A 25,373-nucleotide genomic window follows, 5' to 3' on the forward strand; every position below is an offset into this window, starting at 1 on the left:
TGTTTCGCTTCAAAAGGAGGAATTAACCTAAATAGGGTTTCAAGGCTTTGCTGCGCGATGCATGACGCAGACGACGGATAGCCTTCTCCTTGATTTGACGTACCCGTTCACGGGTCAGGTTAAAGCGTTCGCCTATTTCTTCAAGAGTCAATGGATGTTCTCCATTGAGTCCAAAGTACAGGGTTATCACATCTGCTTCGCGCTCAGAGAGCGTAGAGAGTGCGCGCTGTATTTCGCGGCGCAGTGATTCATTGACCAAGCCGGTATCGGGCGACTCTTCCGAGTCGTTTTCCAACACATCGAGCAGGCTGTTTTCTTCGCCTTGCACAAAGGGGGCATCTACCGACACATGGCGCCCCGAGATTTTCAGGGTGTCTATTACTTCATCGGGTGATACCTCCAGTTCTTCTGCCAGCTCCTCGGGCGAGGGTTCACGCTCGTAGCGCTGTTCCAGCTCTGAGTAGGTCTTCGATATTTTGTTGAGTGAGCCCACACGGTTCAAAGGCAAGCGCACAATACGTGATTGTTCTGCCAAAGCCTGCAATATAGATTGGCGGATCCACCATACGGCATAAGAGATGAACTTAAAGCCACGGGTTTCGTCGAAGCGCTGCGCGGCTTTAATAAGTCCCAAGTTGCCTTCGTTAATCAGGTCGCCCAGCGAAAGCCCTTGGTTTTGGTACTGTTTTGCCACCGACACGACGAAACGCAAGTTCGCCTTAGTGAGTTTTTCCAGTGCCAACTGGTCCCCCTCACGGATTCGTTTAGCAAGCTCTACTTCCTCTTCAGGCGTAAGCAGGTCCACCTTGCCGATTTCCTGCAAGTACTTGTCTAACGACTGGCTTTCACGATTGGTAATTTGCTTGCTAATTTTCAGCTGTCTCATCCGGCTTTTTATTTTAGTTTTTGATGAAGTTCTAATCGCATTAAGACAAACGAAAACAAGGCTTTATGAGTTCAAAAAGATGAAGCTCCAAAGCCTTGTTGAGTAAAATGTTCGCTTATTTGACTAAATACATATGTTTTCCTGCCATTGCTTTAGTAGAACGCAACTCACTATCAGAAAGTTCTGCTTTCAAAGCTGTTTTTTTATGAGCGGCGTCCTCCGGAGCGACGGTTGTTGTTGTTTTTATTCTTGGGACGCTCTTTGTAGCCCTCGGGCTTCGGCAGCAAAACCTTGCGCGACAGACGGTATTTGCCCGTACGTTCATCTACTTCGATAAGCTGCACCATCACCTCCTCACCGGGTTCAATTACGTCCTCTATGTTTTCTACACGCTCCCATTTGATTTCAGAGATGTGCAACAAACCTTGCTTTCCGGGCATAAACTCCACTACCGCACCAAAGGGCAATACTTCTTTGACCACACCGGTGTAGGTCTCGCCTACTTCGGGCACGGCAATGATATTGCGCACGGCTTCAATGGCTGCATCCATTGCTTCTTTGTCGGAAGCAAAGATGTTGACCACACCAAATTCGCCTTTATCTTCCAGCACTACGGTAGCACCGGTATTGCGCTGAATTTCTTGCACCACTTTTCCGCCGGGTCCAATCACGGCGCCAATCATGTCCCGATCAATGGTAAGGGTAGCTACACGCGGGGCATGCGGCTTCAATTCGGGGCGGGGCTCGCTGATAACCTCATTCATGATGCTCAATATATGCAAGCGCCCTTCTTTTGCTTGGTGCAAAGCTTTGCGCAATACTTCAAAGTCAAGGCTTTTCACTTTAATATCCATCTGCACGGCTGTGATACCGGCAGAAGTACCGGCTACTTTAAAGTCCATGTCGCCCAAGTGGTCTTCATCGCCCAGGATGTCGGAGAGCACCACATAGCGGCCGGTTTCTTCGTCAGAAATCATGCCCATGGCAATGCCCGAGACTGCAGCACGCACGGGCACCCCGGCATCCATCAAAGCCAAAGAGCCGGCGCAAACCGTAGCCATAGAGGAAGAGCCATTGGACTCTAAAATATCGGATACCACACGTACTACATAGGGATATTCTTCTTCATCGGGCATCACTGCTTTCAAAGCACGCTGCGCAAGGTTACCATGTCCTATTTCACGACGGCTGGGACCACGGTTGGGCTTGATTTCGCCGGTAGAAAAGGCAGGGAAGTTGTAATGCAGCATGAACTTATCTACCCCTGTGATGATGGCGCCATCGATGATTTTTTCATCCAGCTTATTGCCCAGTGTAACGGTAGTCAACGACTGCGTCTCACCACGGGTAAACACTGCCGAACCGTGCACCGCAGGCAAATAATCCACTTCGCACCAGATGGGGCGGATGTCGGTAGGTTTGCGGCCATCCAAGCGTATGCCTTCATCCAAAGCAAGGTTCCGGCAAGCCATACGCTGCATTTCATCGAAGTATTTGCTTGCGAGGTTTACATCCACGGTAGTGTCTTCGGGAAGGCTGTTGAGGTATTCTTCTTTGATGGCTTTAAATGCCTCTTTACGCTCATGTTTATTTTGAATGGCGCTTTTGGCTACTGCATACATGCGCTCATAGTAGGCATCCCATAGTTGCTTGCGCAGCTCCTCGTCTCCTGCCGGAGGTGTAAAGGGGCGTTTTTCCTCCTTGCCTACTTTCTTGGTCAGCTCATTCAGGCCGGCACACAAGTTCTTTATTTCCTCATGGGCAAAAGCCAAAGCTTCGAGCAGTTCGTCCTCACTCACTTCGCTCATTTCGCCTTCCACCATCACGATACTTTCGGCCGAGCCCCCCACGATGATATCCAGCGTAGCACGCTCTAAGTCAGAAGCCAAGGGGTTTACTTGCAGTTGGCCGTCAATTTTTGCCACACGCACTTCGGCAATGGGTCCATTGAAAGGAATGTCAGAAACGGCCAAAGCAGCACCGGCAGCCAAGCCGGCCAAGGCATCGGGCAGAATTTCAGTATCTGCCGAAATCAAGTAAATATTGATTTGTGTTTCTGCCAGGTATCCTTCGGGGAACATGGGGCGCAAGGCGCGGTCCACCAGCCGGCTAATGAGCACTTCGTAATCGGACAGGCGCCCTTCTCTTTTAAGAAAACCACCGGGAATGCGTCCGGCAGCTGCAAATTTTTCTTGATAGTCAACAGAGAGGGGGAAAAAGGCAGCGTCTTCTTTAATTTCTTTGGCAGAGACAACCGTAGCCAGCAGCATGGTTTTGCCCATGCGCACTACTGCGGCTCCGTCGGCTTGGCGAGCCAGCTTGCCGGTTTCAATGGTTATTTCTCGTCCGTCGCGTAGCGTAATCGTATGGACGACAGCTTGATTCATCATAGTTCTTTAATTCTTTTAATCTTTCATTGTTGAAATGCACTGCAACAAAGCAGAGGGTATTCGTTTGAACAGGTGCATAAGATATGAAAAATCAAGGGAATTCACATGGAATTCCCTTGATTAAATGACTGTTTTGTAGCTTACTTACGAATACCTAATTCTGCAATCAGGCTACGGTAACGCTCTAAGTCCTTCTTTTTCAAATACTCAAGCAGGCGCTTACGCTGACCTACCATACGAAGCAACCCCAAACGAGTAGAAAAGTCCTTCTTGTGGATTTTCAAGTGTTCAGTCAAGTGGTTGATCCGGTAAGTTAATAAAGCGATTTGCGCTTCGGGAGAACCGGTGTCGTTCTTCCCTTTGCCATACTTTTCAAATAATTCTTGCTTCTTTTCGCTCGTCAAGTACATGCTTTTATCAATTTTAATTGATATACCCTCTGTTTTAAACAGAATGCAATATTAAGACTTTTTATTTGAATATCAAATTTATAGCTATGCTTTTTTGCGAAGAGGACAAGCAAGCCTTCCTTTGCCTCACGAGCAAGGTGTCTTATGAGGCATACAAAACGCCATTTTTTATCAGGTTCATAAACTCATCGAAGAGATAGGTGGCATCATGCGGACCGGGCGAGGCTTCGGGGTGGTACTGCACGGAGAAGGCAGGGCAGTCCTTGCGGCGAATGCCTTCTATGCTGCCGTCATTCAGGTTGACATGCGTAATTTCCACTATTTTGCTTTTCTCTATATCCTCACGATTGACGCCAAAGCCATGATTTTGGGAGGTCACTTCACAGCGCCCGGTTATCAGGTTTTTCACGGGGTGGTTAAGCCCTCTGTGTCCATTGTGCATTTTGTGGGTGCCTATACCGCTGGCCAAAGCCAAGATTTGATGCCCCAAGCAAATGCCGAAAAGAGGCTTGCCCGTTTCAAGCATCTTTTGCACGGTAGCCACTGCATAAGGCATGGCCGCAGGGTCGCCGGGTCCATTGGAGATGAAATAGGCATCGGGGTGCCAGGCTTCTATTTCTTCAAAAGATGTTTTGGCAGGAAACACCTGCACTACTGCCCCTCTTTTTTCTAAATGCCGCAGTATGTTGCGTTTTACGCCCAAGTCCAAGGCTGCTATCTTGGGACCTGTATTTCCTTCGCCTACAAAGTAAGGGCTTGGAGTGGTTACCTTGGAAGACAATTCCAAGCCTTTCATGGAAGGTGTTTCGGCAAGGTATTGCTTTAGCTTTTCTATGTCGAACTCTTCGGATGAAATGATGGCATTCATGGCACCTTTATGGCGTATGTGTGTAACCAGCGCACGGGTATCTACGCCGGCAATGGCTACCACACCATGTTTTTCGAGGTATTCCTGCAAGCCGGCATCTGCCAATTTGCGCGAATAGAACTCGGAAAAGGCATTGCACACCATGCCGCTGATTTGTGGTGCGGCCGATTCCTCGTCTTCGGCAATCACTCCATAGTTACCGATATGAGCCGTTGTATTTACAATGATTTGCCCGTAGTAAGAGGGGTCCGTATAAATCTCTTGATAGCCGGTCATGCCGGTATTAAAGCATATCTCCCCGGTGGTAGTGCCTATTTTGCCTACGGCATAGCCACGCCACAGGGTTCCATCTTCAAGAAGCAGAATAGCCGGGTGCTCAAGCGCTCTGTTTTTCATTGTTGAATGGGAGTTTGGAAATTGAAAAAAGCGGTGAATACAAAAAGGGTATAAAAAAAAGGAATAGCAAATGCTATTCCTTCGCTTAGATGCAATTTCTTGCCTCTATGCTGAGTATGAAAAAAGAAGGTGTTTTTATTCTTCTTCTGAGCTTGCCTCATTGTTGCCGGCGGCTTCTTCTTTTGTTTCTTTGGTTTCTACCTCGGCAGCTGCTTCGGTCGTTTTTTTGCTTTTACGACGCGTGCGTTTCTTCTTGGCAGAGCTCTCTTGCAAGAGGGTTTCGTTGAAGTCAACCAGCTCAATCAGGCACATTTCGGCGGCGTCGCCATAGCGCTGCCCCAGTTTAATGATGCGGGTATATCCGCCAGGACGATCGCCTACTTTTTCGGCTACGGTGCTAAAGAGCTCTTTCACACCTTCCTTGTTGCGCAGGTAAGAAAACACCACACGGCGGTTGTGTGTTGATCTTTCGATGGTGGTGTTGTTTTCTGCCTTAGCGCGGGTAATCAACGGCTCTACATATTTTTTCAAAGCCTTGGCTTTGGCTACGGTCGTCTTGATACGCTTATGTAAGATGAGCGAAGTAGCCATGTTTGCCAACATCGCTTTGCGATGCGAAGCAGTCCGCCCCAAATGATTTACTTTTTTTCCGTGTCTCATTGCTTTTCGGTTTAAAGTATTGCCTCACGGCAAATTAGTCTTCGTCTAATCGATATTTAGATACATCCATACCAAAGGTAAGCCCCTTAGAAGAGATAAGCTCTTCAATTTCGGTCAATGATTTTTTACCGAAATTGCGGAATTTCATCATATCGGAAATTTCGAGGCGCACCAGGTCTCCGAGGGTTTTGATGTTTGCCGAGCGGAGACAGTTGTAGGCACGCACCGAGAGGTCGAGCTCAGAAAGCGGGGTTTTGAGCAGTTTGCGCATGCGCAATACTTCCTCATCCACCACGGCAGCTTCTTCTTCTTGCACTGCCTCGAAGGTCATGGTTTGGTCTGAGAAGAGCATGAAATGCTGAATCAAGATATGAGCGGCGCCTTTCAAAGCCTCTTCGGGATGGATGGAACCATCGGTCTCCACTTCCAGCAAGAGCTTTTCGTAGTCAGTTTTTTGTTCTACACGGGTGTTTTCTACCTGGTATTTTACATTGCGTATAGGAGTAAAGATAGAATCGACGGCAATGTAATCTACGGAGCGCTCGCCCAAGTCATGCTCTTCGGCAGGCACATAGCCACGCCCTTTGGTGATGATGAGGTCCACGGTCAGCTCTTTGCCCGGGTCAAGCTCACAAATCACCAAGTCGGGGTTCAATACTTGAAAGTTAGAAGATACCTCGGTAATATCTCCGGCTTTAAAGGCTTCTTTACCTTTGATTTTGATGGTTACGTGCTCTTCTGTTTCTTCACCGATGCGCTTAAAGCGTACTTTCTTGAGGTTCAACACAATGCCTACCATGTCTTGCACAACCCCTTCAATAGGAGAGAACTCGTGAAGCACGCCGGGGATGCGCACCGCTTTAATGGCATAGCCCTCTAATGAAGAAAGGAGCACACGACGCAGTGCATTCCCAATCGTTACTCCATACCCGGGTTCGAGTGGTTTGAATTCGAAAAGACCGACAAAGTCGTCGGATTTTTCAACCACTACTTTTTCGGGCATTTGAAAGGTTAAAATAGACATAACGTATGTGTTTTATTAGGGTTTACGCTGCCAAATAAACAGGTGCCCTTTCATCAAGGGCTTGGTCTTTTGCCACAAAGACAAAAGCGCACTGTTGACAATGCAAATATACAATATTTTGTGCTGCAAACCCATAAGCCGGAGCCTACGGGTTCTACAGCACAAAGAAAGGGTTTTATTATTTAGAGTACAATTCTACGATGAGCTGCTCTTGTATGTTCTCGGGGATTTCTTCACGAGCCGGCAGGTTCATGAACTTACCGGTCATAGAAGCTTTGTCCCACTCGAGCCAGCTGTAGCGCGATACGCTTGACTTAGCCAAGCTGTCGGTAATCAATTCCAGCGATTTCGATTTTTCACGAACGGCTACTTGATCGCCGGGGCGCAGCGTATAGGAAGGTATGTTAACCACCTCGCCGTTTACGAGGATATGCTTGTGCAATACCAGCTGACGTGCAGCACGGCGCGAGGGGGCAATGCCCAAACGATACACCACGTTGTCCAAGCGGGCTTCGAGCAATTGCAAAAGGATTTCACCGGTTACCCCTTGCTTGCGTGATGCTTTTTCGAACAGGTTACGGAACTGACGCTCGGTCAAGCCGTAGATGTATTTAGCCTTTTGCTTGGCAGCCAACTGCACGGCATATTCCGACTGCTTGCGGCGACGGTTACGCCCGTGTTGTCCGGGAGGATAGTTTTTCTTTTGTACGTACTTGGCTGCGCCTAAGATAGCCTCACCGAATTTTCTTCCGATTTTAGCTCTGGGTCCTCTATATCTTGCCATAATTCTTTATCAGTTTTAGACTCTTCTACGTTTGGGGGGACGACAACCGTTGTGCGGAAGCGGAGTTACGTCTTTGATAGAAGTAACTTCGATACCGGAATTATAGATGGTACGGATAGCCGCCTCACGGCCGGACCCCGGTCCTTTCACAAACACTTCTGCTTTGCGCATGCCAAGGTCGTACGCTTTTTTAGCACAGTCTGCAGCAGCCACTTGTGCGGCATATGGGGTGTTCTTTTTTGATCCTCTGAATCCCATTTTTCCTGCAGACGCCCAGGTAATCACTTCCCCATTTTTGTTGGTGATGGTGATGATGATGTTGTTGAAGGTGGCTTTGATGTGCACCTGCCCTTCAGCATCTACGTGTACTTTCTTCTTTGTATCTTTCTTAGCCATGGTTCGTCGATTTAATAGCTACTGTGAGTCAGTAGTTCTTACTTAGTAGCTTTCTTCTTGTTTGCTACGGTCTTACGTTTACCTTTACGAGTACGAGCGTTGGTGCGGGTTCTTTGTCCACGCACAGGCAAGCCTTTGCGATGGCGCAGCCCACGGTAGCAACCGATGTCCATCAATCGTTTGATGTTGAGCTGCACTTCCGATTTTAGCTCACCTTCTACTTTGTAGTTGCTCGTAATCTCGTTACGAATGGCTACAGACTCTTCGTCTGTCCAGTCCTTCACCTTTTTGGTGGGGTCCACGCCCACTTTTTCCAAGATCTTGAGGGCAGATGAGCGCCCAATCCCGTAGATATAAGTGAGCGCAATACGTCCTTGTTTGTTGTCGGGGATGTCAACACCTAAAATCCTTGCCATAGATTATCCTTGTCTTTGTTTGTACTTTGGATTCTTTTTGTTGATTACATATACGCGCCCTTTGCGGCGAACGATTTTGCAATCAGCACTGCGTTTTTTTACCGAAGCTCTTACTTTCATAACTCGTTCGTTTAAGACCTTATGATTTGTAACGATACACAATTCTACCTTTGGTCAGGTCATAAGGCGACATTTCGAGCTTGACCTTATCGCCGGGTAGAATTTTAATATAGTTCATGCGCATTTTGCCGGAGATATGAGCAATCACCTCGTGCCCGTTTTCCAACTGCACACGGAACATGGCATTGGAAAGGGCTTCAGTAACTACTCCGTCTAATTCAATGGATGGTTGTTTCGCCATGGTTTTGATTTATGATTTGTTCTATGTATTCAAAGGTAGTCAATGGCTCTGCTTTTCCTTTTCTGACGACCACCGTATGCTCATAGTGAGCCGAGGGCAAGCGGTCAGCTGTGCGGATGGTCCAGCCATCGCCTTCTTCCACGATGTGGTGTTTGCCCATATTGACCATGGGCTCGATAGCCAAGACCATACCTTCTTTCAGCTTGATGCCTTTGCCTCTTTTGCCGTAATTGGGCACTTCGGGTTCTTCATGCAAGGAACGTCCGATGCCATGTCCTACCAACTGACGCACTATGGAGAAGCCATGGGCTTGTGCATAGTGCTGAATGGCAAAGCCTATATCTCCAATGCGGTTGCCCTCTACGGCTTGTTCTATGCCTTTGTAAAGGGCTTCTTTGGTTACTTGTAACAGGCGTTTGACTTCCTCACTCACCTCACCTACGGCGTAGGTATAGGCACTGTCGCTATGGAAGCCGTTTTTAAACACCCCACAATCAATAGAGACGATGTCTCCATCTTTCAGGGTGTAGTTGCCGGGGATGCCATGCACCACTTGCTCGTTTACCGAAATGCAAAGAGATGCAGGGAATCCATTATAGTTTTTAAACGAAGGGATAGCACCATGATCACGGATGAAGGCTTCGGCGATGGCATCGAGTTGCGCTGTAGTAACCCCGGCTTTCACATGCTTGGCTACTTCGGCATGTGCTTTTGCCAGGATTTGCGCACTCTGACGCATCAACTCTATTTCTTCTTCTGTTTTTAAGTAAATCATAGTGCTATGCCACATCTATTGTACCGCCAACGGGCGAGCTTATTTGCCCGCTTTTCATCAGCGATTCGTAACGTTTTTGAATCAAGTAAGCATCTACCTGTTGCACGGTGTCGGCTACCACACCCACCATAATCAAAAGTGAGGTGCCGCCATAGAACTGTGCAAAATCACTTGATACACCAAAATACTGCACGATGGCAGGAATGATGGCTACGATAGCCAGGAAGATAGAGCCCGGCAAAGTGATTTTTGACAAGATGCTGTCGATATAATGAGCGGTGGGTTCACCGGGTTTTACACCGGGAATAAAACCGCCACTTCTTTTCAGGTCTTCTGCTATCTGACGCGGGTCAATGGTGATGGCTGTATAGAAGAAAGTGAACAGGATGATCAGAATACCAAACACCAGGTTGTATTGCCAGGTGAAAGGATTCGAAAACATACCTATGGTAACAGCCAAGTCGCTATCGGGGCTTGCAAACAAACCGGCAAGCATGGCAGGCAGGAACATCAACGACTGCGCAAAGATGATAGGCATCACCCCTGCGGCATTGAGACGCAAAGGCAGCATTTGGCGGCGTCCGCCCCACACTTTGTTGCCCACCACTTGTTTGGCATACTGCACCGGCACATTACGTACGGCTTGTGTAAGCATGACAATGCCCATCACGACCAAAATCAACACTACTGCTTCCAAGAGCAGTTTCAGCTCGCCACCAACACCCACCAATGAAGTTTCTATCTCTTGATAGATGGCTTGGGGGAAGCGCGAGATGATACCAATCATGATAAGCAGGGATATACCGTTGCCAATCCCCCGCTCTGTGATGCGTTCACCCAGCCACATACAGAAGATGGTGCCGGTTGTCAGCAAGATAACAGAAGAGAAGGTAAAGAATGAACGGCTCACCACCAGTGCGTCGCTATTGATAGTAGCCAAGAAAGCAAAAGACTGCACCAGGGTGATGGCGATGGTCAGCAGGCGTGTGATGCGGGTCAGCTTTTTGCGTCCCGCTTCCCCTTCTTTGCGCTGCATCTTTTGGAATTCGGGCAGTGCCACAGTGAGCAGCTGCACCACAATAGAAGCAGAGATGTAGGGCATAATACCCAACGCAAAGATGGAGGCACGCCCGAAAGCCCCACCCAAGAAAGTATCGAGCAGCCCCCGGATGTCGTCAAAAGAGGACTGTAGCTTGGTGGGGTCTATCCCGGGTAACACCACATAAGAACCTAAACGGAACACCATCAACAACAAGATGGTGTTGATGATGCGCCGCTTAAGTTCGGGGATAGAGAATATATCCTTAAATGTATTGATAAGCTTCTTCATGATTATGATTCAATAAGCGTAGCTGTTCCACCTAAATTTTCGATAGCGGCTTTTGCCGAAGCAGAGAAAGCATGAGCTGTTACGTTCAGCTTGGCTTTCAGTTCGCCACGTCCCAAGATTTTCACCAAGTCTTTCTTGGAAGCCAAGCCGTGCTCTCTCAGCGTATTGATATCGATGGAGTCGAGGTTGTAGGTTTCAGCCAACGATTGCAGGGTGTCCAAGTTGATGGGCTTGTATTCTACACGGAAGGGGTTTTTGAAGCCAAACTTGGGCACACGGCGCTGAAGGGGCATTTGTCCGCCTTCGAAGCTCAGTTTTTGAGAATAGCCTGAGCGGGACTTATGTCCTTTGTGTCCGCGGGTAGAGGTTCCGCCACGTCCGGAGCCGGGACCACGTCCGATGCGCTTTCTTTTTTTGATAGCGCCCTTTGCAGGTTTTAGAGTGTGTAATTTCATATTTTTTTCTGTTTAACTCGCTTTCGCTGAACGCTAAAAACGATATTAAGACAAATGTTCTACTTCGATAAGATGAGCCACTTTACGAATCATTCCTTCAATGGCAGGGTTCAATTCGTGCTCAACAGTTTTGTTGATTTTACCTAACCCCAGCGCTTCGATGGTTTGGCGCTGTTTTTTGGGGCGGTTAATCAAGCTTTTTACTTGTTTGATTTTAACTCTTGCCATTTCTTTTATCCGTTAAATACTTTGTCCAAAGTTACGCCACGGTGCATAGCTACCACATGAGGAGCACGCAGCTTCAACAAGGCATCGAAGGTAGCCTTGATGGCGTTGTGCGGGTTAGTAGAACCCAACGATTTAGCCAATACATTGTGAATACCGGCACTTTCGAGCACGGCACGCATGGCACCACCGGCAATAACCCCGGTACCGTCGGAAGCAGGGCGCAGCATCACGCGGCTGCCGTCGTATTTGCCATACACATCGTGCGGGATGGTACCTTTAATCACCGGTACTTCGATGAGGTTTTTCTTGGCATCTTCTATGCCTTTGGTGATGGCATCGGTTACTTCCGAGGCTTTACCCAAGCCGTAACCTACAATGCCGTTTTCGTTACCTACCACTACGATAGCAGCAAAGCTGAAACGACGACCACCTTTTACCACCTTGGCAACGCGTTTGATAGCCACCACGCGATGCTTAAGGTCATCGTTGCTTATACGTATAGTTTTTTTATTAGCCATTGTCCTTTCTATCTGTTTTAGGTTAGAATTCCAAACCTCCTTCACGAGCACCTTCAGCCAAGGCTTTCACACGCCCGTGGTACAGGTAGCCGTTGCGGTCAAAAACCACTTTCTTAATGCCGTTGGCTACGGCACGCTCTGCTATCAGTTTACCTACTTGCTTTGCTACCTCTACGTTCAAGGAGTCGCTTTTGAGGTCATAAGAAGAGGCGGCTGCCAAGGTAACGCCTTGCTCATCGTTGATGATTTGTGCGTAAATACGTCTGTTGGAACGGAAGACGCACAAGCGCGGGCGCTCGGCAGTACCACGGATACGTTTGCGCAAGCCTTTTTTGATGCGTGCTCGACGCTCTATTTTCTTAAGTTGCTCTTTTGTAGCCATAATGATTATTTTTTAGCTGCAGCTTTACCTGCTTTTCTTCTAATTTGTTCACCCACAAAACGAATACCTTTTCCTTTGTAAGGCTCCGGCTTACGGAAGGAGCGTATTTTGGCAGCTACATGCCCCAACAGTTGTTTGTCGATGCTTTCGAGAGTAAGCGTGGGGTTTTTCCCTTTTTCGGCTGTTGCCGTTGCTTTCACTTCGGGAGGCAACACAAAGAAAATGGGGTGCGAATAACCCAAAGCCAACTCAATAACATTGCCATTGACGGTGGCGCGATAACCTACCCCCACCAGTTCCATTTCTTTTTTGTAGCCTTCGGTTACTCCTATCACCATGTTGTTCAGGAGCGAGCGGTACAAGCCATGGTAGGCGCGCATTTGCTTGCTGTCATCGGGGCGCTTGAGCACGATGGTGTTGTCCACCACCTCTACGGTGATGGCAGGGTTCACCTGCTGCGACAGCTCTCCTTTGGGTCCCTTAATGGTGACTACGTTTTCAGGCGAAACGGTAACAGTCACCTTGTCAGGTATTGCGATTGGTTTTTTGCCTATTCTTGACATCTTCTTTCTTTACATTTGAGATTAGTACACGTAGCAAAGCACTTCGCCACCTACATTGAGTTTGCGTGCTTCTTTGTCAGACATTACACCTTTCGAAGTAGAAAGGATGGCAATTCCTAAGCCGTTCAATACACGCGGCAGCTCCGATGCTTTGGCATACTTGCGCAAACCGGGTTTACTGATGCGCTTGATATCCACGATAGCCGGTTCTTTGGTCATCGGGTGATATTTCAAGGCTATTTTGATGGTGCCTTGCGGGGTGCTATCGTCGAATTTATAATTCAAGATATAGCCTTTATCGAAGAGCACCTTGGTGATTTCCTTCTTCAGGTTCGAAGCAGGTATTTCCACGATGCGGTGCCCTGCACGTACCGCGTTACGAATACGCGTTAGGTAATCGGCAATTGGATCGGTATGCATATTGCTTGCGTTTTTCTCTTTTTTCAAAATTGGCTTGCAAATATATGAAATGCCATTGAAAAATCCAATAAATCATTGGATTACCAACTGGCTTTGGTTACTCCGGGTATTTTACCTTCTGAAGCCAATTTGCGGAACATGTTACGGCAAAGGCCGAATTTACGCATATATCCGCGGGGGCGTCCGGTAATAGAACAACGGTTGTGAAGGCGTACCGGAGAAGAGTTGCGCGGCAGCTTGTCGAGTGCTTCCCAGTTACCTTCTTCTTTCAGGCGCTTGCGTTTTTCAGCATAGCGCGCTACCATCTTTTCTCTTTTTCGTTCTCTGGCTTTTATTGCTTCTCTTGCCATAGTCTATCTTATTTTTTGTGAGCGTTTGCGAAAGGCATTCCTAATTCTTTGAGGAGTTCGTAAGCTTCCTCGTCGGTTTCGGCAGTAGTCACGAAGGTGACATCCATACCTGAGATTTTGTTCACCTTGTCGATGCTAATCTCAGGGAAGATAATCTGCTCTTTTACACCCAGGGTGTAGTTGCCGCGTCCATCGAAGCCACGGTCGTTCACGCCCTCGAAGTCACGCACACGGGGCAGAGCCACCATAATCAAACGCTCGAGGAACTCATACATGCGGTCGCCACGCAAGGTCACTTTGGCACCAATAGGCATGCCTTCGCGCAGTTTAAAGTTTGATACCGATTTTTTGGCAATGGTGGGCACTGCGCGCTGCCCGGTGATAGCCGTCAACTCTTCTATGCCTTGGTCTATGAGTTTTTTGTCGGCTACAGCGGCCCCTATCCCCTTGTTGATGACGATTTTCACCAAACGGGGAGCTTGCATCACTGATTTGTAGTTGAATTTCTTCATCAGTGCGGGCACTACTTGTTCTTTGTAGTGCTTCTTCAAGTTGGGCGTGTAATTTGCAACTTTATTTCCCATCTTAGTCTATGAATTCGTTAGTTTTCTTTGAATATCTTCTCAACTTACCGTTTTCGTCACGACGACGACCTACACGGGTAGGTTCCCCGGTTTTGGGGTCAATCAGCATCACATTGCTGATGTGGATGGGGGCTTCCATTTCAATGATACCGCCTTGGGGGTTTTGTGCCGACGGTTTCACGTGTTTTTTCACGATGTTGAGCCCTTCCACAATCACACGCTGCTCTTTGCGGAGCACTTGTTTTACCACACCTGTTTTACCGCGCTCGTCACCGGCAATCACTTTTACTTGGTCGCCGGTTTTGATGTTGAGCTTAGGTTGCTTATTGTATTTTCTTTCCATAATTACAGTACTTCAGGAGCCAATGAAACGATTTTCATGAATTGCTTTTCACGCAGTTCGCGTGCTACGGGTCCGAAGATACGGGTACCGCGCATTTCCCCTTGGTTGTTGAGCAATACTACGGCGTTGTCTTCGAAGCGAATATAAGATCCGTCTTTGCGACGTACTTCTTTTTTGGTGCGTACAATCACCGCTCTGGATACCATACCTTTTTTGGCGGTACCGTTGGGGGTGGCTGATTTTACGGTGACCACGATTTGGTCGCCTACGGTAGCATATTTTTTGCCGCTACCACCCAATACACGAATGCACAGTACTTCTTTGGCACCGGTATTATCGGCTACTTTGAGTCTTGACTCTTGTCTTATCATGATTACTTAGCCTTTTCAATGATTTCAACTAATCTCCAGCGTTTTCTTTTGCTCAAGGGGCGGCATTCCATGATGCGCACGGTATCGCCGATGCCGCACTCGTTTTTCTCGTCGTGGGCCATAAATTTGGTAGTCTTGAGCATGAACTTACCGTAGATAGGGTGTTTTACTTTACGCTCAACGGCTACCACAATCGATTTATCCATTTTGTTGGATACGACTTTGCCCACACGTTCTTTGCGTCTATTTCTTACGACTTTTGTTGTTTCCATAGGTCTTATTCAGCTTTTGAAGGTGCGATGCCCAATTCGCGTGCACGCAGTTCGGTCAGGATGCGCGCGATGAGCTTTTTGGTTTCACGGATTCTCATGGGGTTCTCTATAGGCGAGACAGCGTTGGCAAAGCGCAGTTTTTGAAGGTTGCGCTTTTCCTCTTTCAGCTTAGCTTGCAGCTCTTCTGTGCTCAATGCCCGTATTTCTTGCATTTTCATAATACTTGCTCTTTTAGAATTAACCTACATAATCACGGCGTACGACGAACTTGGTACGGATAGGCAGCTTCTGAGCTGCTAAGCGCAAAGCTTCTTGTGCCAGCTCGGGTTTTACGCCATCAATTTCGAACAAGATAGTTCCGGCTTTCACAGGAGCTACCCAGTATTCGGGGTTACCTTTCCCCTTACCCATACGCACCTCTGCGGGCTTTTTGGTGATGGGCTTGTCGGGGAAGATGCGAATCCAAACGCGACCTTCACGCTTCATGGCACGGGTCATGGCAATACGAGCCGCTTCTATTTGGCGGGCGGTGATCCATCCGGGCTCAAGGGCTTTGATAGCGAAGTCGCCAAAGTCGATGTTGAAACCGCGCGTAGCGACTCCTTTGGTGCGCCCTTTCTGCTGCTTTCTATATATAGTTCTTTTAGGCTGTAACATGATTCTTTCGTTTTAATTCGAGTAATCCGTCGCTTAGTTGTTGCGCTTTCTTCTACGAGGACGACGCGCACGTCCGTCACCGGCTCTTCCACCTCTTCTACGCTGCTTCTTGTCTTCGTCCAAGTTGTAGAAGTCGGGTTTTTCGTACACCTCGCCTTTGAATATCCACACTTTCACACCAATGATACCGTAGGTGGTCAAAGCTTCGGCAAGGGCATAGTCGATATCGGCACGGAGGGTATGCAAAGGCACACGTCCGTCTTTATATTCTTCGCTGCGCGCCATTTCGGCACCACCCAAACGACCGGAGAGACGGATTTTGATACCTTCGGCACCCACACGCATGGCGGCTTCGATGGCCTGCTTCATGGCACGGCGGTAAGATACACGCGCACGCAGCTGCTGTGCGATGGATTCGGCCACCAGGCGGGCATCCAACTCAGGGCGTTTGATTTCGAAGATGTTGAGTTGGATTTCTTTACCGGTCAGTTTTTTCAGTTCTTCGCGCAGCTTATCTACTTCTGCACCTCCTTTACCGATGATAACACCGGGGCGGGCAGTATGGATAGTGATGGTTACACGCTTGAGCGTGCGCTCGATCACAATCTTCGAAATGCCACCTTTGGGCACACGCGCTTCGATGTATTGACGGATCTGATAGTCTTCGTATAATTTATCCTTGAAGTCGCGTTTATCGGCGTACCAGTTGGACTCCCAACCTTTTACGATACCGAGTCGTAAGCCTATTGGATTAACCTTTTGTCCCATGTTTTATGCTTCAGTTTCGTTGTTTACCTCTTCTGCAGGGCTGTCTTGGGCTTGTTCGCGTGCAGCCACTACAATAGTTACATGATTTGAACGCTTACGGATACGGTAAGCACGTCCTTGCGGAGCCGGTCTGAGACGCTTGAGGATGCGCCCGCCATCTACACGGATTTCTTTTACATACAGGCCGGCTTCTTCGATATCAGCCTCGGGGTATTTTTGTTCCCAGTTGGCGATGGCTGACAACAAGAGTTTTTCGAGTCTGCGTGCGGCATGCTTGGGGCTGTATTTGAGCACAGCCAAGGCATGAGTCACCTCCATTCCTCTGATGAGGTCAGCCACCAAACGCATCTTGCGAGGCGAGGAAGGTTCGTTTTTCAGTTTTGCGATTGCTTCCATAGTCAATTCTTTTCCGAGTAATAGGTAATGCTACTCGTTCGTTTTACTTTTTCTTTTTGTCTTTCTTGTCAGCGTGCCCTCTGAAGTTACGGGTAGGGGCAAATTCACCCAGCTTATGTCCTACCATTTGTTCGGTGACATAAACAGGGATGTGTTTGTTTCCGTTATGCACGGCGAAGGTATGTCCAATAAACTCGGGGGAGATGGTAGAACGACGCGACCAGGTTTTGATAACGGTTTTCTTCCCCGATGCATTTATTTTTTCAATCTTTTTCAAAAGACGAAAATCAACGTATGGTCCTTTTTTTAGAGAACGTGCCATAGGTACTTAGCTTATTTTTTTCTTCTACTGATGATTAGGCGGCTTGAAGCCTTCTTCGGATTGCGGGTTTTCTTACCTTTCGCATACAAGCCGGTGCGAGAGCGCGGATGTCCACCGGAAGCACGCCCTTCACCACCACCCATTGGGTGATCGATGGGGTTCATAGCCACACCACGGGTGCGCGGACGGCGTCCCAACCAGCGAGAGCGGCCTGCTTTACCCAGTGTTACGTTCATATGGTCGGGGTTGGATACAGCCCCTACGGTAGCCATGCAGGCAGCCAAGACCATGCGCATTTCACCGGAAGGCAGCTTCAAAGTGGCATATTTGCCTTCTTTTGCCACCAGCTGAGCATAAGTACCGGCACTACGTGCCATGACGCCACCTTTGCCGGGTTTCAGTTCGATGTTGTGCACGATGGTACCCAGCGGTATGTTTTTCAAAGGCAAAGCGTTGCCTACTTCGGGGGCTACATTTTCACCTGCCACGATGGTTTGGCCTACTTGCAGCCCTTGGGGGGCAATGATGTAGCGCTTTTCGCCATCTTTATACACCACCAATGCAATGCGTGCACTGCGGTTGGGGTCGTATTCGATGGTTTTCACCGTAGCGGGGATATCCCATTTGTCGCGCTTGAAGTCGATGACACGATACATGCGCTTGTGACCACCACCGATATAACGGGCACTGCGGCGGCCTTGGTTGTTACGGCCACCGGTTTTCTTCAAGGGCTTGATCAAGCTCTTTTCCGGGGTGTCGGTGGTGATATCGTCGAAGACAGGCGCAATACGGTGGCGCTGTCCGGGAGTTATCGGTTTTAATTTTTTTACTGCCATTGTTTCTTCTTTATCAGTGAAGCACTATAGGTTTTCTACAGGCTGTGTTATACTTCGTAGATGTCGATAAAATCACCTTCTGCCACTTGCACCAGCGCTTTCTTGAAAGCAGGCGTGCGGCCTGTCAATACTTGCGATTTGGTGTAGCGAGTTTTCAATTTACCTTGATAACGCAGGGTGCGCACCGACTTCACGGTTACGCCGTACATTGCTTCTACGGCTTTTTTGATTTCCACCTTGTTGGCTTTATCGCTGACGATGAAGGTGTACACACCTTTTTCGTGCAGCTCGGTAGCCTTTTCAGAGAGGTGGGGTCTTATGATAATATCAGTTAGCTCTTTCATGACTCATCTTAGGCATTTAAGGTGTTCTCGATTTTTTCGATGGCGCCTTCGCAAATCACCAGCTTCTCGGCATTCAAGATGGCATAGGTATTGACTTGCTCAGCGGGCAACACTTGTGCTTTGGGCAGGTTGCGAGCAGAGAGGTAAACCACCTTGTCCAAACCGGGCAGCACCACCAAAGTCTTGCTGTTGTCCAAGCCCAACTTTTGCAAGATGGCCAAGAACTGCTTGGTTTTGGGCTGCTCGAACTGAATGTTTTCCAAGACAAGGATATTGCCCTCTTGTGCCTTATAAGTCAAAGCTGACTTACGCGCCAAACGGGTTTCTTTTTTATTCAGCTTGAAGCTATAGTCGCGCGGTTTGGGACCAAACACACGGCCACCACCACGCAACAAAGGCGACTTGATATCACCAATACGCGCAAAGCCGGTGCCTTTTTGTCTTCTCAGCTTGCGAGTAGAACCGGCGATTTCGTTGCGCTCCTTGGCTTTGTGAGTACCTTGGCGTTGATTTGCCAAGTAACGTTTTACATCCAAGTAGATGAGGTGGTCGTTGGGTTGAATACCGAAGACCTCATCAGACAGGGTCACTTTGCGCCCTGTGTCTTCCCCATTGATATTGTATACTGTTAACTCCATGATGTTACTTCTCTAATATGACAAACGAATTTTTAGCACCGGGTACAGACCCACTCACCAGGATGAGGTTTTTCTCAGGGTAGATTTTCAAGACGCGCAGGTTTTGGATGGTCACGCGGTCGTTACCTGTGCGGCCGGCCATGCGTTTCCCTTTGAATACACGAGAAGGGAACGAAGAAGCACCGATAGAACCGGGAGCACGCACGCGGTTGTGCTGACCGTGAGTAGTTTCACCCACACCGGCAAAGCCATGGCGTTTTACAACCCCTTGGAAGCCTTTACCCTTAGAAGTACCTACTACGTCCACGTACTCGCCTTCCTCGAAGACGTCTTCGACACGTACTACATCACCCAACTTAAACTCTTTTTCGAACTCCTTGAATTCAACGAGCTTCATTTTGGGAGTAGTACCTGCTTTTTGGAAATGACCCAACAGAGGCTTGGGGGTATTTTTCTCTTTACGCTCCCCAAAACCCAGCTGAACGGCTTCATAGCCGTCCTTCTCGATAGTCTTCACTTGCGTTACCACGCAAGGACCAGCTTCTATCACTGTGCATGGGATTACCTCCCCATTGGCACCGTAGATGCTAGTCATGCCGATTTTTTTTCCAATAATTCCTGGCATCTGTTTGGTTTTTATACAACATAGTTAAGGCTTGCACGCACTCCGTGCAAACGAGGTGCAAATTTAGACATTTTTTTCATCTTTGCAAACCCTTTTTACAGCTTATTGCCTTTTTTTCAGGACGCTAAGCGAGAGGGAAAAGCGCGTGTTGCGGAAGCTGCCAACAGGGGGCTTTCAGAAAAGTGCATCATGCGGGCATACATGCGCATAGGCAGGTACACTTTCAGCGGAGCGTAAGCGGGTGGCTTCGTGTGGGCGAACAGGCACTTTCGGGGCTTTCTCCCACTCTTCTTCTTCTTTTTTCATTTGCTCCAGCTCTTCGGGGGTAAACTCAAAATCGAGCAGCTCGCGCAGGTCAGGTTGTCCGGCATCGACCCAGCAAGTAAACCAAAAGTCTGCCACCATTTTTATGGATGCCCGCAAACGACGCTCCACTTGTCCGGCAAGCAGGCGGTGAAACAAATCACAGAAATCATAAGAGTAGGTGCGCACGGTGATGCCGTTGCGCTCGATGAAGGAATATTTTTTGTCGGGAGGCATCATTTCGGTGGCTTTGCGCTCAAAAACAAAAACCGAGTCCACGGCTTCGTGTGCCAACACCACGCCCTGCCATATGTGTAGTTGGGGTTTTTGAATATATTCGGCTTTACCCACCCATAGGTCGTAATCATCGAAGAAAAGCTCGGGCAGGCGGCTTTCCCACAAGCCGTGAATGCCTCTTTGTCCGGTCAGCTGCCCGTTATAGTTTTCGGTTGTGTGCAAAGGCACATTGGCATCGGCAATGTAGTGCCCTATGTCCGCCGAAAGGCGCAATATCTCACGCGCATCCTTGCGGCGAAAAGCCTCTGTCAAGCGGTAACGCATGCGCTCTACGTGCCAAGGCACGATGCCGTATGCCTGCAGGGTGTCTTCGCTAAACATAGCCACGGCTTCACTCCAGAAGCGGGGCATTTTATAAACGGCGCTGTCGTTAAAGTATTTGTCATACACATCCACATCTATGTAGTGACGCGGCGCCTCGCCCTCCACGGCATAGCGGCGTTTGTCGGGGTTTACCGCTTTTTCAGTAATGTAAACAATGTGCTTTTTGAAGAAAACAATCATTTCGGGCGGCAGGGAAAAAACAGCCTGCCGGTTGATGCGCTGGTGCGCAAAAAAGCCCCAAGAGTAGGCCGCCGTAATTGAAAGTGTGAACAAGAAAAGCGCTAAGCGATACTTCATAATTCGGCAATAGTACGCTTTAAAGATACAAGAAAAATAAGAAATGATGCATAAAAATATGCTCCGTTTAGTCTTAAGCAGTGCGCAGCCATACACGAATGGCGATGCGCTTCCATGGGTTGGATGACTCACGCAGACGGCTCACTTCTGCCTCTATGGTTTCGCCCCGGTCCAGCAACTGGGCAAGCACGCTGTTGTCCACGCGGGGTATATAGCCCAATTTGTGTTTTTTCCAGAATACCTCTATGGCCTTTTCGTCGTAAGGATTGGAAGGTTCACGACGCAATGTCAGTGCATCCCCTTCTTTGAGTTGATGCCATACCCTCTCCCCTTCATAGTAAGAAAAGCCGGCAAGCACGCTATCGAGCAGCAATATCCGGCGGCGGGTGGCCGGTGTTTCTGTTTTGGCAAACGGAGTTGTAAAGGGCAATAAAGCCGCAAAAAGACCGCGAAAGAAATGACGCCGTTTCATGATTTCAAAGATTTGATGCTCACGCATTTAGTGTTTTTTCATGAAAAAAGGTAGCGGTTAGTAAACAAAAAAAGCGCTCCGGTTGAGCGCTCCTTCTTCCAAAATGCAAGAGATTTTTACGACAAACTCAGTTGGCATACAAAGACACCAACAAAGCCAGCTCTTCCATGGAGGAAGCTATTTCGCGGATATAATCATACAGTTGGTCGTTGGCACGTATGTAACGCACCGTTTGCCCTTGTGTGTTGTGCCAAAGGTGTACCACTTTTTCATGCAAAGCAGGATTTTTTTCCGGCATTGTTTCAAAGGCAAGGGCTATTTTTTCCTTTATTGCCGGAGACAGGGAAGCCCGCACGGCCACCGGTCCGTTGATAATGGGCTCTGATTTCCACAGTATTTTCACTTGTGAAGAATCTATTTCGCCGGCTGCTATCATGGCTTCCAAGTCGGTAAACGAGCAGGCGCCTACCAAAAACTTGCCTTCTGCTATGAGGCGGGCAGTACTTTTATGGTCGCCGCCAAAAGCGATGTCTTGGAAAACAAACTCCGGTTCCAAACCTAAGCGTTTCAGTTGAAGGCGCGGAATAAGGTGCCCGGAAGTGGAGCCCGGATTGACAAACAAAAACACCAGCCCGCTGCCTTTGGCTGCGAGCTCATCGACAGCGTGTATATTGCTTTGTGCATGAGCCAACAGACAGCTACGGTAGCCGATGGGCTCACCGCCGGCGCCGGCTACTACCAAGAGCGGCTCTATATCCAATTGATACTTTGCCAGCACATAGCCAAAGGTATTGACCAAGCCGATATCTATTTGTTGGGTACGGCAAGCCTCTACAAAAGCCCCTGCCCCTTTGGTCATCACCGGATAAACCGGCAGCTGCAACTCCTCGGCCAGGTAAGTACACAAACCGGCTACCAGTGACTTGGTTTGTTCCGATTGGTCAATGTTCGAGCCAAAAGCAATGTAAAGGGTGTCTTGTGCTTTGGCAAATAAGGTAAAGAGCGTAAGAGCAAGCCATAGTAAAAGAAGTGCCAGACGTTTCATAATTCAGTGTGTTGAGTGTTTGTGTTTTGTTGGTTCAAAGTTAGCACTCGCCACACGCTGTTGTCTTACGGGAAAGTTAAATTTTGCCTATATAAAGATGAATTTTTGCCGTGTTTCCGCTGCTTCATCTTCACACAAAAAAGAAAACAGGGCTCCACCACATAGTGAAACCCTGCTGTTGTTTTATTGAGAGCCAAAAGCCGGATGTTAGGCTTCTTCGAGTGCACTGGCACCGCTCACAATCTCGATAATTTCTTTGGTAATCACCGCCTGACGGGTACGGTTGTAGGTAAGGCGCAGTTCGCGCAGCAATTCGCCGGCGTTTTCGGTTGCCTTATCCATAGCCATCATGCGGGCGCCATGCTCGGCAGCATTCGACTCGAGCAGCGCTTTGTAGAATTGTATTTTGATGATTTTGGGAATCAAATCGGTGACAATCGCTTCGGCCGAAGGCTCGAGGATGTACTCCATGGAAGCTTCGGCGCTGCTTGTATCTTCGGCCATGTCGGCAGAAGCAGGCAAGAGCTGCTCTTGTCGCGGAATTTGCGTAGCTACGTTTTTAAACTCGTTGTAGAAGATATCGATGCGGTCGTACACCCCTTGCTCGTACCAGCTCAACAACTGCTCGCCTACGGTCAATACGTGGTCGAAATCCAAGCGGGTAAAAAGGTCGGTATGCTCCGGATGCACTACCGAATACCCCCGGCGCTCAAAATACTCGTATCCTTTTTTACCGATGCAAAGCAGGTCGAGTTTGCCGGCTTGGTACTGCGCTTCGTATTGCTGATGGATGGCCTGTTGAGCGGCTTTTGCCAAGTTGTTGTTGAAAGCACCACACAAACCACGGTCAGAGGTGACTACAATCAAAAGCACACGCTCTACAGGACGCTCCTCCAAGTAAGGGCTTTGTATTTGCGAAGCGTCTAAGTTTGCCGAAAGATTTTGTAAGATACCTTTCAAAGACTGAGCATAAGGGCGCATCCGCAGGATACGGTCCTGAGCACGGCGCAGCTTGGCAGCCGCCACCATTTTCATGGCTTTGGTGATTTGCTGCGTCGAGATGACCGAACGGATTCTATTTCGTATCTCTTTTAAACTCGCCATAATATTCTGTCTTTCCGGTTTGGGAAAAAGAGAGAGGGCGCTGCCTCTCTCTGTGTGTATAGGTTAAAATGCCCTTAGGCTGCAAACTGTTTCGCCAATCGACGCGCCAACTCTTCCATTTTCTGCGTGTCGGCGTCTTCGAGTTTACCGGCTTTTAAGTTTGCCAGGATGTCTTTGTGCTCGGCGCGCATCAATTGCAAGAATTCTTTTTCAAATTCGCGCACTTTGGGCACCGGCACTTCATCCAGGCAGCCTTTGTTTGCCACATAGATAATGGCTACTTGCTCTTCTACGGGCACCGGCGAGTACTGAGGCTGTTTCAATATTTCGAGGTTGCGGCGTCCACGCTCAATGATAAGCTTGGTAGCGGCATCCAGGTCAGAGCCGAACTTGGCAAAAGCTTCCAGTTCGCGGAACTGCGCTTGGTCCAGCTTCAAGGTACCGGCTACCTTTTTCATTGATTTAATTTGAGCCGAACCACCTACGCGCGATACCGAGATACCTACGTTAATAGCAGGACGGATACCGGCGTTGAACAAGTTCGATTCAAGGAATATCTGACCGTCGGTAATAGAAATCACGTTGGTCGGGATATAAGCCGACACGTCACCGGCTTGGGTTTCAATGATAGGCAGCGCCGTCAGTGAGCCGCCCCCTTTCACCTTGCCTTTCAAAGATTCGGGCAGGTCGTTCATTTGGGCAGCAATTTCATCCGATTCGATGATTTTAGCCGCACGTTCCAAGAGGCGCGAGTGCAGGTAGAAGATATCACCGGGATAAGCTTCACGTCCGGGAGGACGGCGCAGCAAGAGCGATACTTCACGGTAAGCCACCGCTTGCTTCGACAAGTCATCGTACACTACCAAGGCATGACGGCCGGTGTCGCGGAAGTACTCACCAATAGCCGCACCGGTGAAGGGCGCAAAGAACTGCATGGGCGCGGGGAAAGAAGCAGGCGCAGCCACCACAATGGTGTAAGGCATGGCGCCGTATTTTTCAAGCGTAGCCACTACCTGTGCAATGGTACTTGCTTTCTGTCCGCAAGCCACGTAAATACAGTACACAGGCTCGCCACGCTCATAGTATTCTTTTTGGTTGATGATGGTATCGAGCGCTACGGCAGTTTTACCGGTCTGACGGTCGCCAATAATCAACTCGCGCTGCCCACGACCTATGGGAATCATGGCGTCAATTGCCTTGATACCGGTTTGCAAAGGCTGCTTTACCGGCTGACGATAGATAACCCCCGGGGCTTTGCGCTCGAGAGGCATTTCTACCAACTCACCTTCGATAGGTCCTTTGCCGTCGATAGGCTCACCCAAGGTGTTTACCACGCGCCCGAGCATGCCCTCGCCTACTTTCACGCTGGCAATACGCTTGGTGCGTTTTACTGTGTCGCCTTCTTTTACGGTGCCTTCTCCCAACAATACAGCCCCCACATTGTCCTCTTCCAAGTTCAATGCTAAGGCTTTGATTCCATTCTCAAATTCGAGCAATTCACCGGCTTGAACTTTGGTCAGTCCATAAATGCGGGCTACACCATCGCCTACTTGAAGGACGGTACCTACCTCTTCGAGTTCAGCCTCTGTTTTTACATTCGAGAGCTGTTCACGCAAAATGGCAGAAATCTCGTCCGGTCTTAATGTTATGCTTGCCATAAGTAATTTATTTACTATGAACGATATACTGTTTTGTATTCATTACCGGGTGCAAAGGTACTAAGTTTTTTAAAAAATGCTTCACTGACACTCAAATAAATTCAG

Annotated in this window: 38 protein-coding genes; all 38 read right to left on the reverse strand. The window is 48.6% G+C overall.

Features of this window, described 5'->3' with window-relative positions:
• Nucleotides 1–22 precede the first annotated feature (22 nt).
• The 38 genes from K384_RS05070 to atpA all read right to left on the reverse strand — a co-directional run bounded on the left by K384_RS05070 (nt 23) and on the right by atpA (nt 25,268).
• Nucleotides 23–886, reverse strand: coding sequence for a sigma-70 family RNA polymerase sigma factor (locus K384_RS05070; protein ID WP_038030084.1), 864 nt, complete (start codon nt 884–886; stop codon nt 23–25).
• A gap of 203 nt (nt 887–1,089) precedes the next feature.
• A complete protein-coding gene (pnp, locus tag K384_RS05075) occupies nt 1,090–3,276 on the reverse strand; it encodes a polyribonucleotide nucleotidyltransferase (protein ID WP_051633134.1) in 2,187 nt (728 codons plus the stop codon).
• 140 nt (nt 3,277–3,416) lie between these two features.
• Nucleotides 3,417–3,686, reverse strand: a complete 270-nt coding sequence (gene rpsO, locus K384_RS05080) for a 30S ribosomal protein S15 (protein WP_038030086.1) — start codon at nt 3,684–3,686, stop codon at nt 3,417–3,419.
• A 142-nt stretch (nt 3,687–3,828) separates the two neighbouring features.
• Nucleotides 3,829–4,950, reverse strand: coding sequence for a glutamine-hydrolyzing carbamoyl-phosphate synthase small subunit (carA, locus tag K384_RS05085; RefSeq protein ID WP_038030088.1), 1,122 nt, complete (start codon nt 4,948–4,950; stop codon nt 3,829–3,831).
• A gap of 135 nt (nt 4,951–5,085) precedes the next feature.
• Nucleotides 5,086–5,610: a 50S ribosomal protein L17 gene (rplQ, locus tag K384_RS05090; protein WP_038030090.1), complete on the reverse strand. Its 525-nt coding sequence runs from the start codon at nt 5,608–5,610 to the stop codon at nt 5,086–5,088.
• Between the two features lie 34 nt (nt 5,611–5,644).
• On the reverse strand, nt 5,645–6,634 hold the full coding sequence (locus K384_RS05095) for a DNA-directed RNA polymerase subunit alpha (RefSeq protein WP_038030092.1): 990 nt from the start codon (nt 6,632–6,634) through the stop codon (nt 5,645–5,647).
• 178 nt (nt 6,635–6,812) lie between these two features.
• Nucleotides 6,813–7,418 (reverse strand): 30S ribosomal protein S4, encoded by a 606-nt coding sequence (gene rpsD, locus K384_RS05100; protein WP_038030093.1) that lies wholly within the window; start codon nt 7,416–7,418, stop codon nt 6,813–6,815.
• A gap of 15 nt (nt 7,419–7,433) precedes the next feature.
• Nucleotides 7,434–7,814: a 30S ribosomal protein S11 gene (gene rpsK / locus K384_RS05105; protein ID WP_038030096.1), complete on the reverse strand. Its 381-nt coding sequence runs from the start codon at nt 7,812–7,814 to the stop codon at nt 7,434–7,436.
• Between the two features lie 38 nt (nt 7,815–7,852).
• The gene (gene rpsM, locus K384_RS05110; RefSeq protein ID WP_038030097.1) at nt 7,853–8,230 is read right to left on the reverse strand and encodes a 30S ribosomal protein S13; all 378 of its coding nucleotides are present in this window, start codon (nt 8,228–8,230) and stop codon (nt 7,853–7,855) included.
• A 3-nt stretch (nt 8,231–8,233) separates the two neighbouring features.
• The gene (gene ykgO / locus K384_RS13650) at nt 8,234–8,350 is read right to left on the reverse strand and encodes a type B 50S ribosomal protein L36 (RefSeq protein WP_038030098.1); all 117 of its coding nucleotides are present in this window, start codon (nt 8,348–8,350) and stop codon (nt 8,234–8,236) included.
• A 19-nt stretch (nt 8,351–8,369) separates the two neighbouring features.
• The gene (gene infA, locus K384_RS05120) at nt 8,370–8,591 is read right to left on the reverse strand and encodes a translation initiation factor IF-1 (protein WP_038030100.1); all 222 of its coding nucleotides are present in this window, start codon (nt 8,589–8,591) and stop codon (nt 8,370–8,372) included.
• A complete protein-coding gene (map, locus tag K384_RS05125; protein WP_038030251.1) occupies nt 8,569–9,366 on the reverse strand; it encodes a type I methionyl aminopeptidase in 798 nt (265 codons plus the stop codon). The genes infA and map overlap by 23 nt, the downstream gene beginning before the upstream one ends.
• Nucleotides 9,367–9,370: 4 nt before the next feature.
• The gene (gene secY / locus K384_RS05130; RefSeq protein WP_038030102.1) at nt 9,371–10,696 is read right to left on the reverse strand and encodes a preprotein translocase subunit SecY; all 1,326 of its coding nucleotides are present in this window, start codon (nt 10,694–10,696) and stop codon (nt 9,371–9,373) included.
• A gap of 2 nt (nt 10,697–10,698) precedes the next feature.
• On the reverse strand, nt 10,699–11,151 hold the full coding sequence (gene rplO / locus K384_RS05135; protein ID WP_038030104.1) for a 50S ribosomal protein L15: 453 nt from the start codon (nt 11,149–11,151) through the stop codon (nt 10,699–10,701).
• Nucleotides 11,152–11,196: 45 nt separating this feature from the next.
• Nucleotides 11,197–11,379, reverse strand: coding sequence for a 50S ribosomal protein L30 (gene rpmD / locus K384_RS05140; protein WP_038030106.1), 183 nt, complete (start codon nt 11,377–11,379; stop codon nt 11,197–11,199).
• A gap of 5 nt (nt 11,380–11,384) precedes the next feature.
• A complete protein-coding gene (gene rpsE / locus K384_RS05145) occupies nt 11,385–11,897 on the reverse strand; it encodes a 30S ribosomal protein S5 (protein WP_038030108.1) in 513 nt (170 codons plus the stop codon).
• 22 nt (nt 11,898–11,919) lie between these two features.
• Nucleotides 11,920–12,279 (reverse strand): 50S ribosomal protein L18, encoded by a 360-nt coding sequence (gene rplR, locus K384_RS05150; protein ID WP_038030109.1) that lies wholly within the window; start codon nt 12,277–12,279, stop codon nt 11,920–11,922.
• Nucleotides 12,280–12,284: 5 nt separating this feature from the next.
• Nucleotides 12,285–12,842: a 50S ribosomal protein L6 gene (gene rplF / locus K384_RS05155; protein WP_038030110.1), complete on the reverse strand. Its 558-nt coding sequence runs from the start codon at nt 12,840–12,842 to the stop codon at nt 12,285–12,287.
• A 21-nt stretch (nt 12,843–12,863) separates the two neighbouring features.
• Nucleotides 12,864–13,262, reverse strand: a complete 399-nt coding sequence (gene rpsH / locus K384_RS05160) for a 30S ribosomal protein S8 (RefSeq protein WP_038030111.1) — start codon at nt 13,260–13,262, stop codon at nt 12,864–12,866.
• Nucleotides 13,263–13,342: 80 nt separating this feature from the next.
• Entirely contained in the window at nt 13,343–13,612 is a 270-nt protein-coding gene (gene rpsN, locus K384_RS05165; protein WP_038030112.1) for a 30S ribosomal protein S14, read from the reverse strand.
• A gap of 8 nt (nt 13,613–13,620) precedes the next feature.
• The gene (rplE, locus tag K384_RS05170; protein WP_038030113.1) at nt 13,621–14,196 is read right to left on the reverse strand and encodes a 50S ribosomal protein L5; all 576 of its coding nucleotides are present in this window, start codon (nt 14,194–14,196) and stop codon (nt 13,621–13,623) included.
• A gap of 1 nt (nt 14,197) precedes the next feature.
• Nucleotides 14,198–14,539, reverse strand: coding sequence for a 50S ribosomal protein L24 (rplX, locus tag K384_RS05175; protein WP_038030114.1), 342 nt, complete (start codon nt 14,537–14,539; stop codon nt 14,198–14,200).
• A gap of 2 nt (nt 14,540–14,541) precedes the next feature.
• Nucleotides 14,542–14,910 carry a 50S ribosomal protein L14 gene (rplN, locus tag K384_RS05180; RefSeq protein ID WP_038030116.1) on the reverse strand — a complete coding sequence of 123 codons (369 nt, stop codon included), beginning with the start codon at nt 14,908–14,910 and terminating at the stop codon, nt 14,542–14,544.
• Nucleotides 14,911–14,912: 2 nt separating this feature from the next.
• Nucleotides 14,913–15,182, reverse strand: a complete 270-nt coding sequence (gene rpsQ, locus K384_RS05185) for a 30S ribosomal protein S17 (protein WP_038030119.1) — start codon at nt 15,180–15,182, stop codon at nt 14,913–14,915.
• Nucleotides 15,183–15,187: 5 nt separating this feature from the next.
• Nucleotides 15,188–15,400, reverse strand: a complete 213-nt coding sequence (gene rpmC / locus K384_RS05190; protein WP_038030122.1) for a 50S ribosomal protein L29 — start codon at nt 15,398–15,400, stop codon at nt 15,188–15,190.
• Nucleotides 15,401–15,419: 19 nt separating this feature from the next.
• Nucleotides 15,420–15,839, reverse strand: a complete 420-nt coding sequence (gene rplP, locus K384_RS05195; protein ID WP_038030124.1) for a 50S ribosomal protein L16 — start codon at nt 15,837–15,839, stop codon at nt 15,420–15,422.
• A 33-nt stretch (nt 15,840–15,872) separates the two neighbouring features.
• A complete protein-coding gene (gene rpsC / locus K384_RS05200) occupies nt 15,873–16,607 on the reverse strand; it encodes a 30S ribosomal protein S3 (RefSeq protein ID WP_038030126.1) in 735 nt (244 codons plus the stop codon).
• A 3-nt stretch (nt 16,608–16,610) separates the two neighbouring features.
• The gene (gene rplV / locus K384_RS05205) at nt 16,611–17,003 is read right to left on the reverse strand and encodes a 50S ribosomal protein L22 (RefSeq protein ID WP_038030128.1); all 393 of its coding nucleotides are present in this window, start codon (nt 17,001–17,003) and stop codon (nt 16,611–16,613) included.
• 43 nt (nt 17,004–17,046) lie between these two features.
• Nucleotides 17,047–17,325 (reverse strand): 30S ribosomal protein S19, encoded by a 279-nt coding sequence (rpsS, locus tag K384_RS05210; protein WP_038030130.1) that lies wholly within the window; start codon nt 17,323–17,325, stop codon nt 17,047–17,049.
• An 11-nt stretch (nt 17,326–17,336) separates the two neighbouring features.
• Nucleotides 17,337–18,161, reverse strand: coding sequence for a 50S ribosomal protein L2 (rplB, locus tag K384_RS05215; RefSeq protein WP_038030132.1), 825 nt, complete (start codon nt 18,159–18,161; stop codon nt 17,337–17,339).
• A 47-nt stretch (nt 18,162–18,208) separates the two neighbouring features.
• Nucleotides 18,209–18,505 (reverse strand): 50S ribosomal protein L23, encoded by a 297-nt coding sequence (gene rplW / locus K384_RS05220; RefSeq protein ID WP_038030134.1) that lies wholly within the window; start codon nt 18,503–18,505, stop codon nt 18,209–18,211.
• 8 nt (nt 18,506–18,513) lie between these two features.
• Nucleotides 18,514–19,143 carry a 50S ribosomal protein L4 gene (gene rplD, locus K384_RS05225; protein WP_038030136.1) on the reverse strand — a complete coding sequence of 210 codons (630 nt, stop codon included), beginning with the start codon at nt 19,141–19,143 and terminating at the stop codon, nt 18,514–18,516.
• Nucleotides 19,144–19,147: 4 nt separating this feature from the next.
• Nucleotides 19,148–19,768, reverse strand: a complete 621-nt coding sequence (rplC, locus tag K384_RS05230; RefSeq protein ID WP_038030138.1) for a 50S ribosomal protein L3 — start codon at nt 19,766–19,768, stop codon at nt 19,148–19,150.
• A 174-nt stretch (nt 19,769–19,942) separates the two neighbouring features.
• On the reverse strand, nt 19,943–20,989 hold the full coding sequence (locus tag K384_RS05235; protein ID WP_071837450.1) for a zinc dependent phospholipase C family protein: 1,047 nt from the start codon (nt 20,987–20,989) through the stop codon (nt 19,943–19,945).
• Nucleotides 20,990–21,062: 73 nt separating this feature from the next.
• Nucleotides 21,063–21,488: an HIRAN domain-containing protein gene (locus K384_RS05240; RefSeq protein ID WP_211245220.1), complete on the reverse strand. Its 426-nt coding sequence runs from the start codon at nt 21,486–21,488 to the stop codon at nt 21,063–21,065.
• A 100-nt stretch (nt 21,489–21,588) separates the two neighbouring features.
• Complete coding sequence (locus K384_RS05245) at nt 21,589–22,506, reverse strand: phosphate/phosphite/phosphonate ABC transporter substrate-binding protein (RefSeq protein WP_038030140.1); 918 nt, start codon at nt 22,504–22,506, stop codon at nt 21,589–21,591.
• A gap of 207 nt (nt 22,507–22,713) precedes the next feature.
• A complete protein-coding gene (atpG, locus tag K384_RS05250) occupies nt 22,714–23,610 on the reverse strand; it encodes an ATP synthase F1 subunit gamma (RefSeq protein ID WP_038030142.1) in 897 nt (298 codons plus the stop codon).
• Between the two features lie 74 nt (nt 23,611–23,684).
• Complete coding sequence (atpA, locus tag K384_RS05255) at nt 23,685–25,268, reverse strand: F0F1 ATP synthase subunit alpha (RefSeq protein WP_038030144.1); 1,584 nt, start codon at nt 25,266–25,268, stop codon at nt 23,685–23,687.
• Between the last annotated feature and the right edge of the window lie 105 nt (nt 25,269–25,373).

Origin of the sequence: Thermonema rossianum DSM 10300, from assembly GCF_000426825.1 — a bacterium.
GTDB lineage: Bacteria > Bacteroidota > Bacteroidia > Cytophagales > Thermonemataceae > Thermonema > Thermonema rossianum.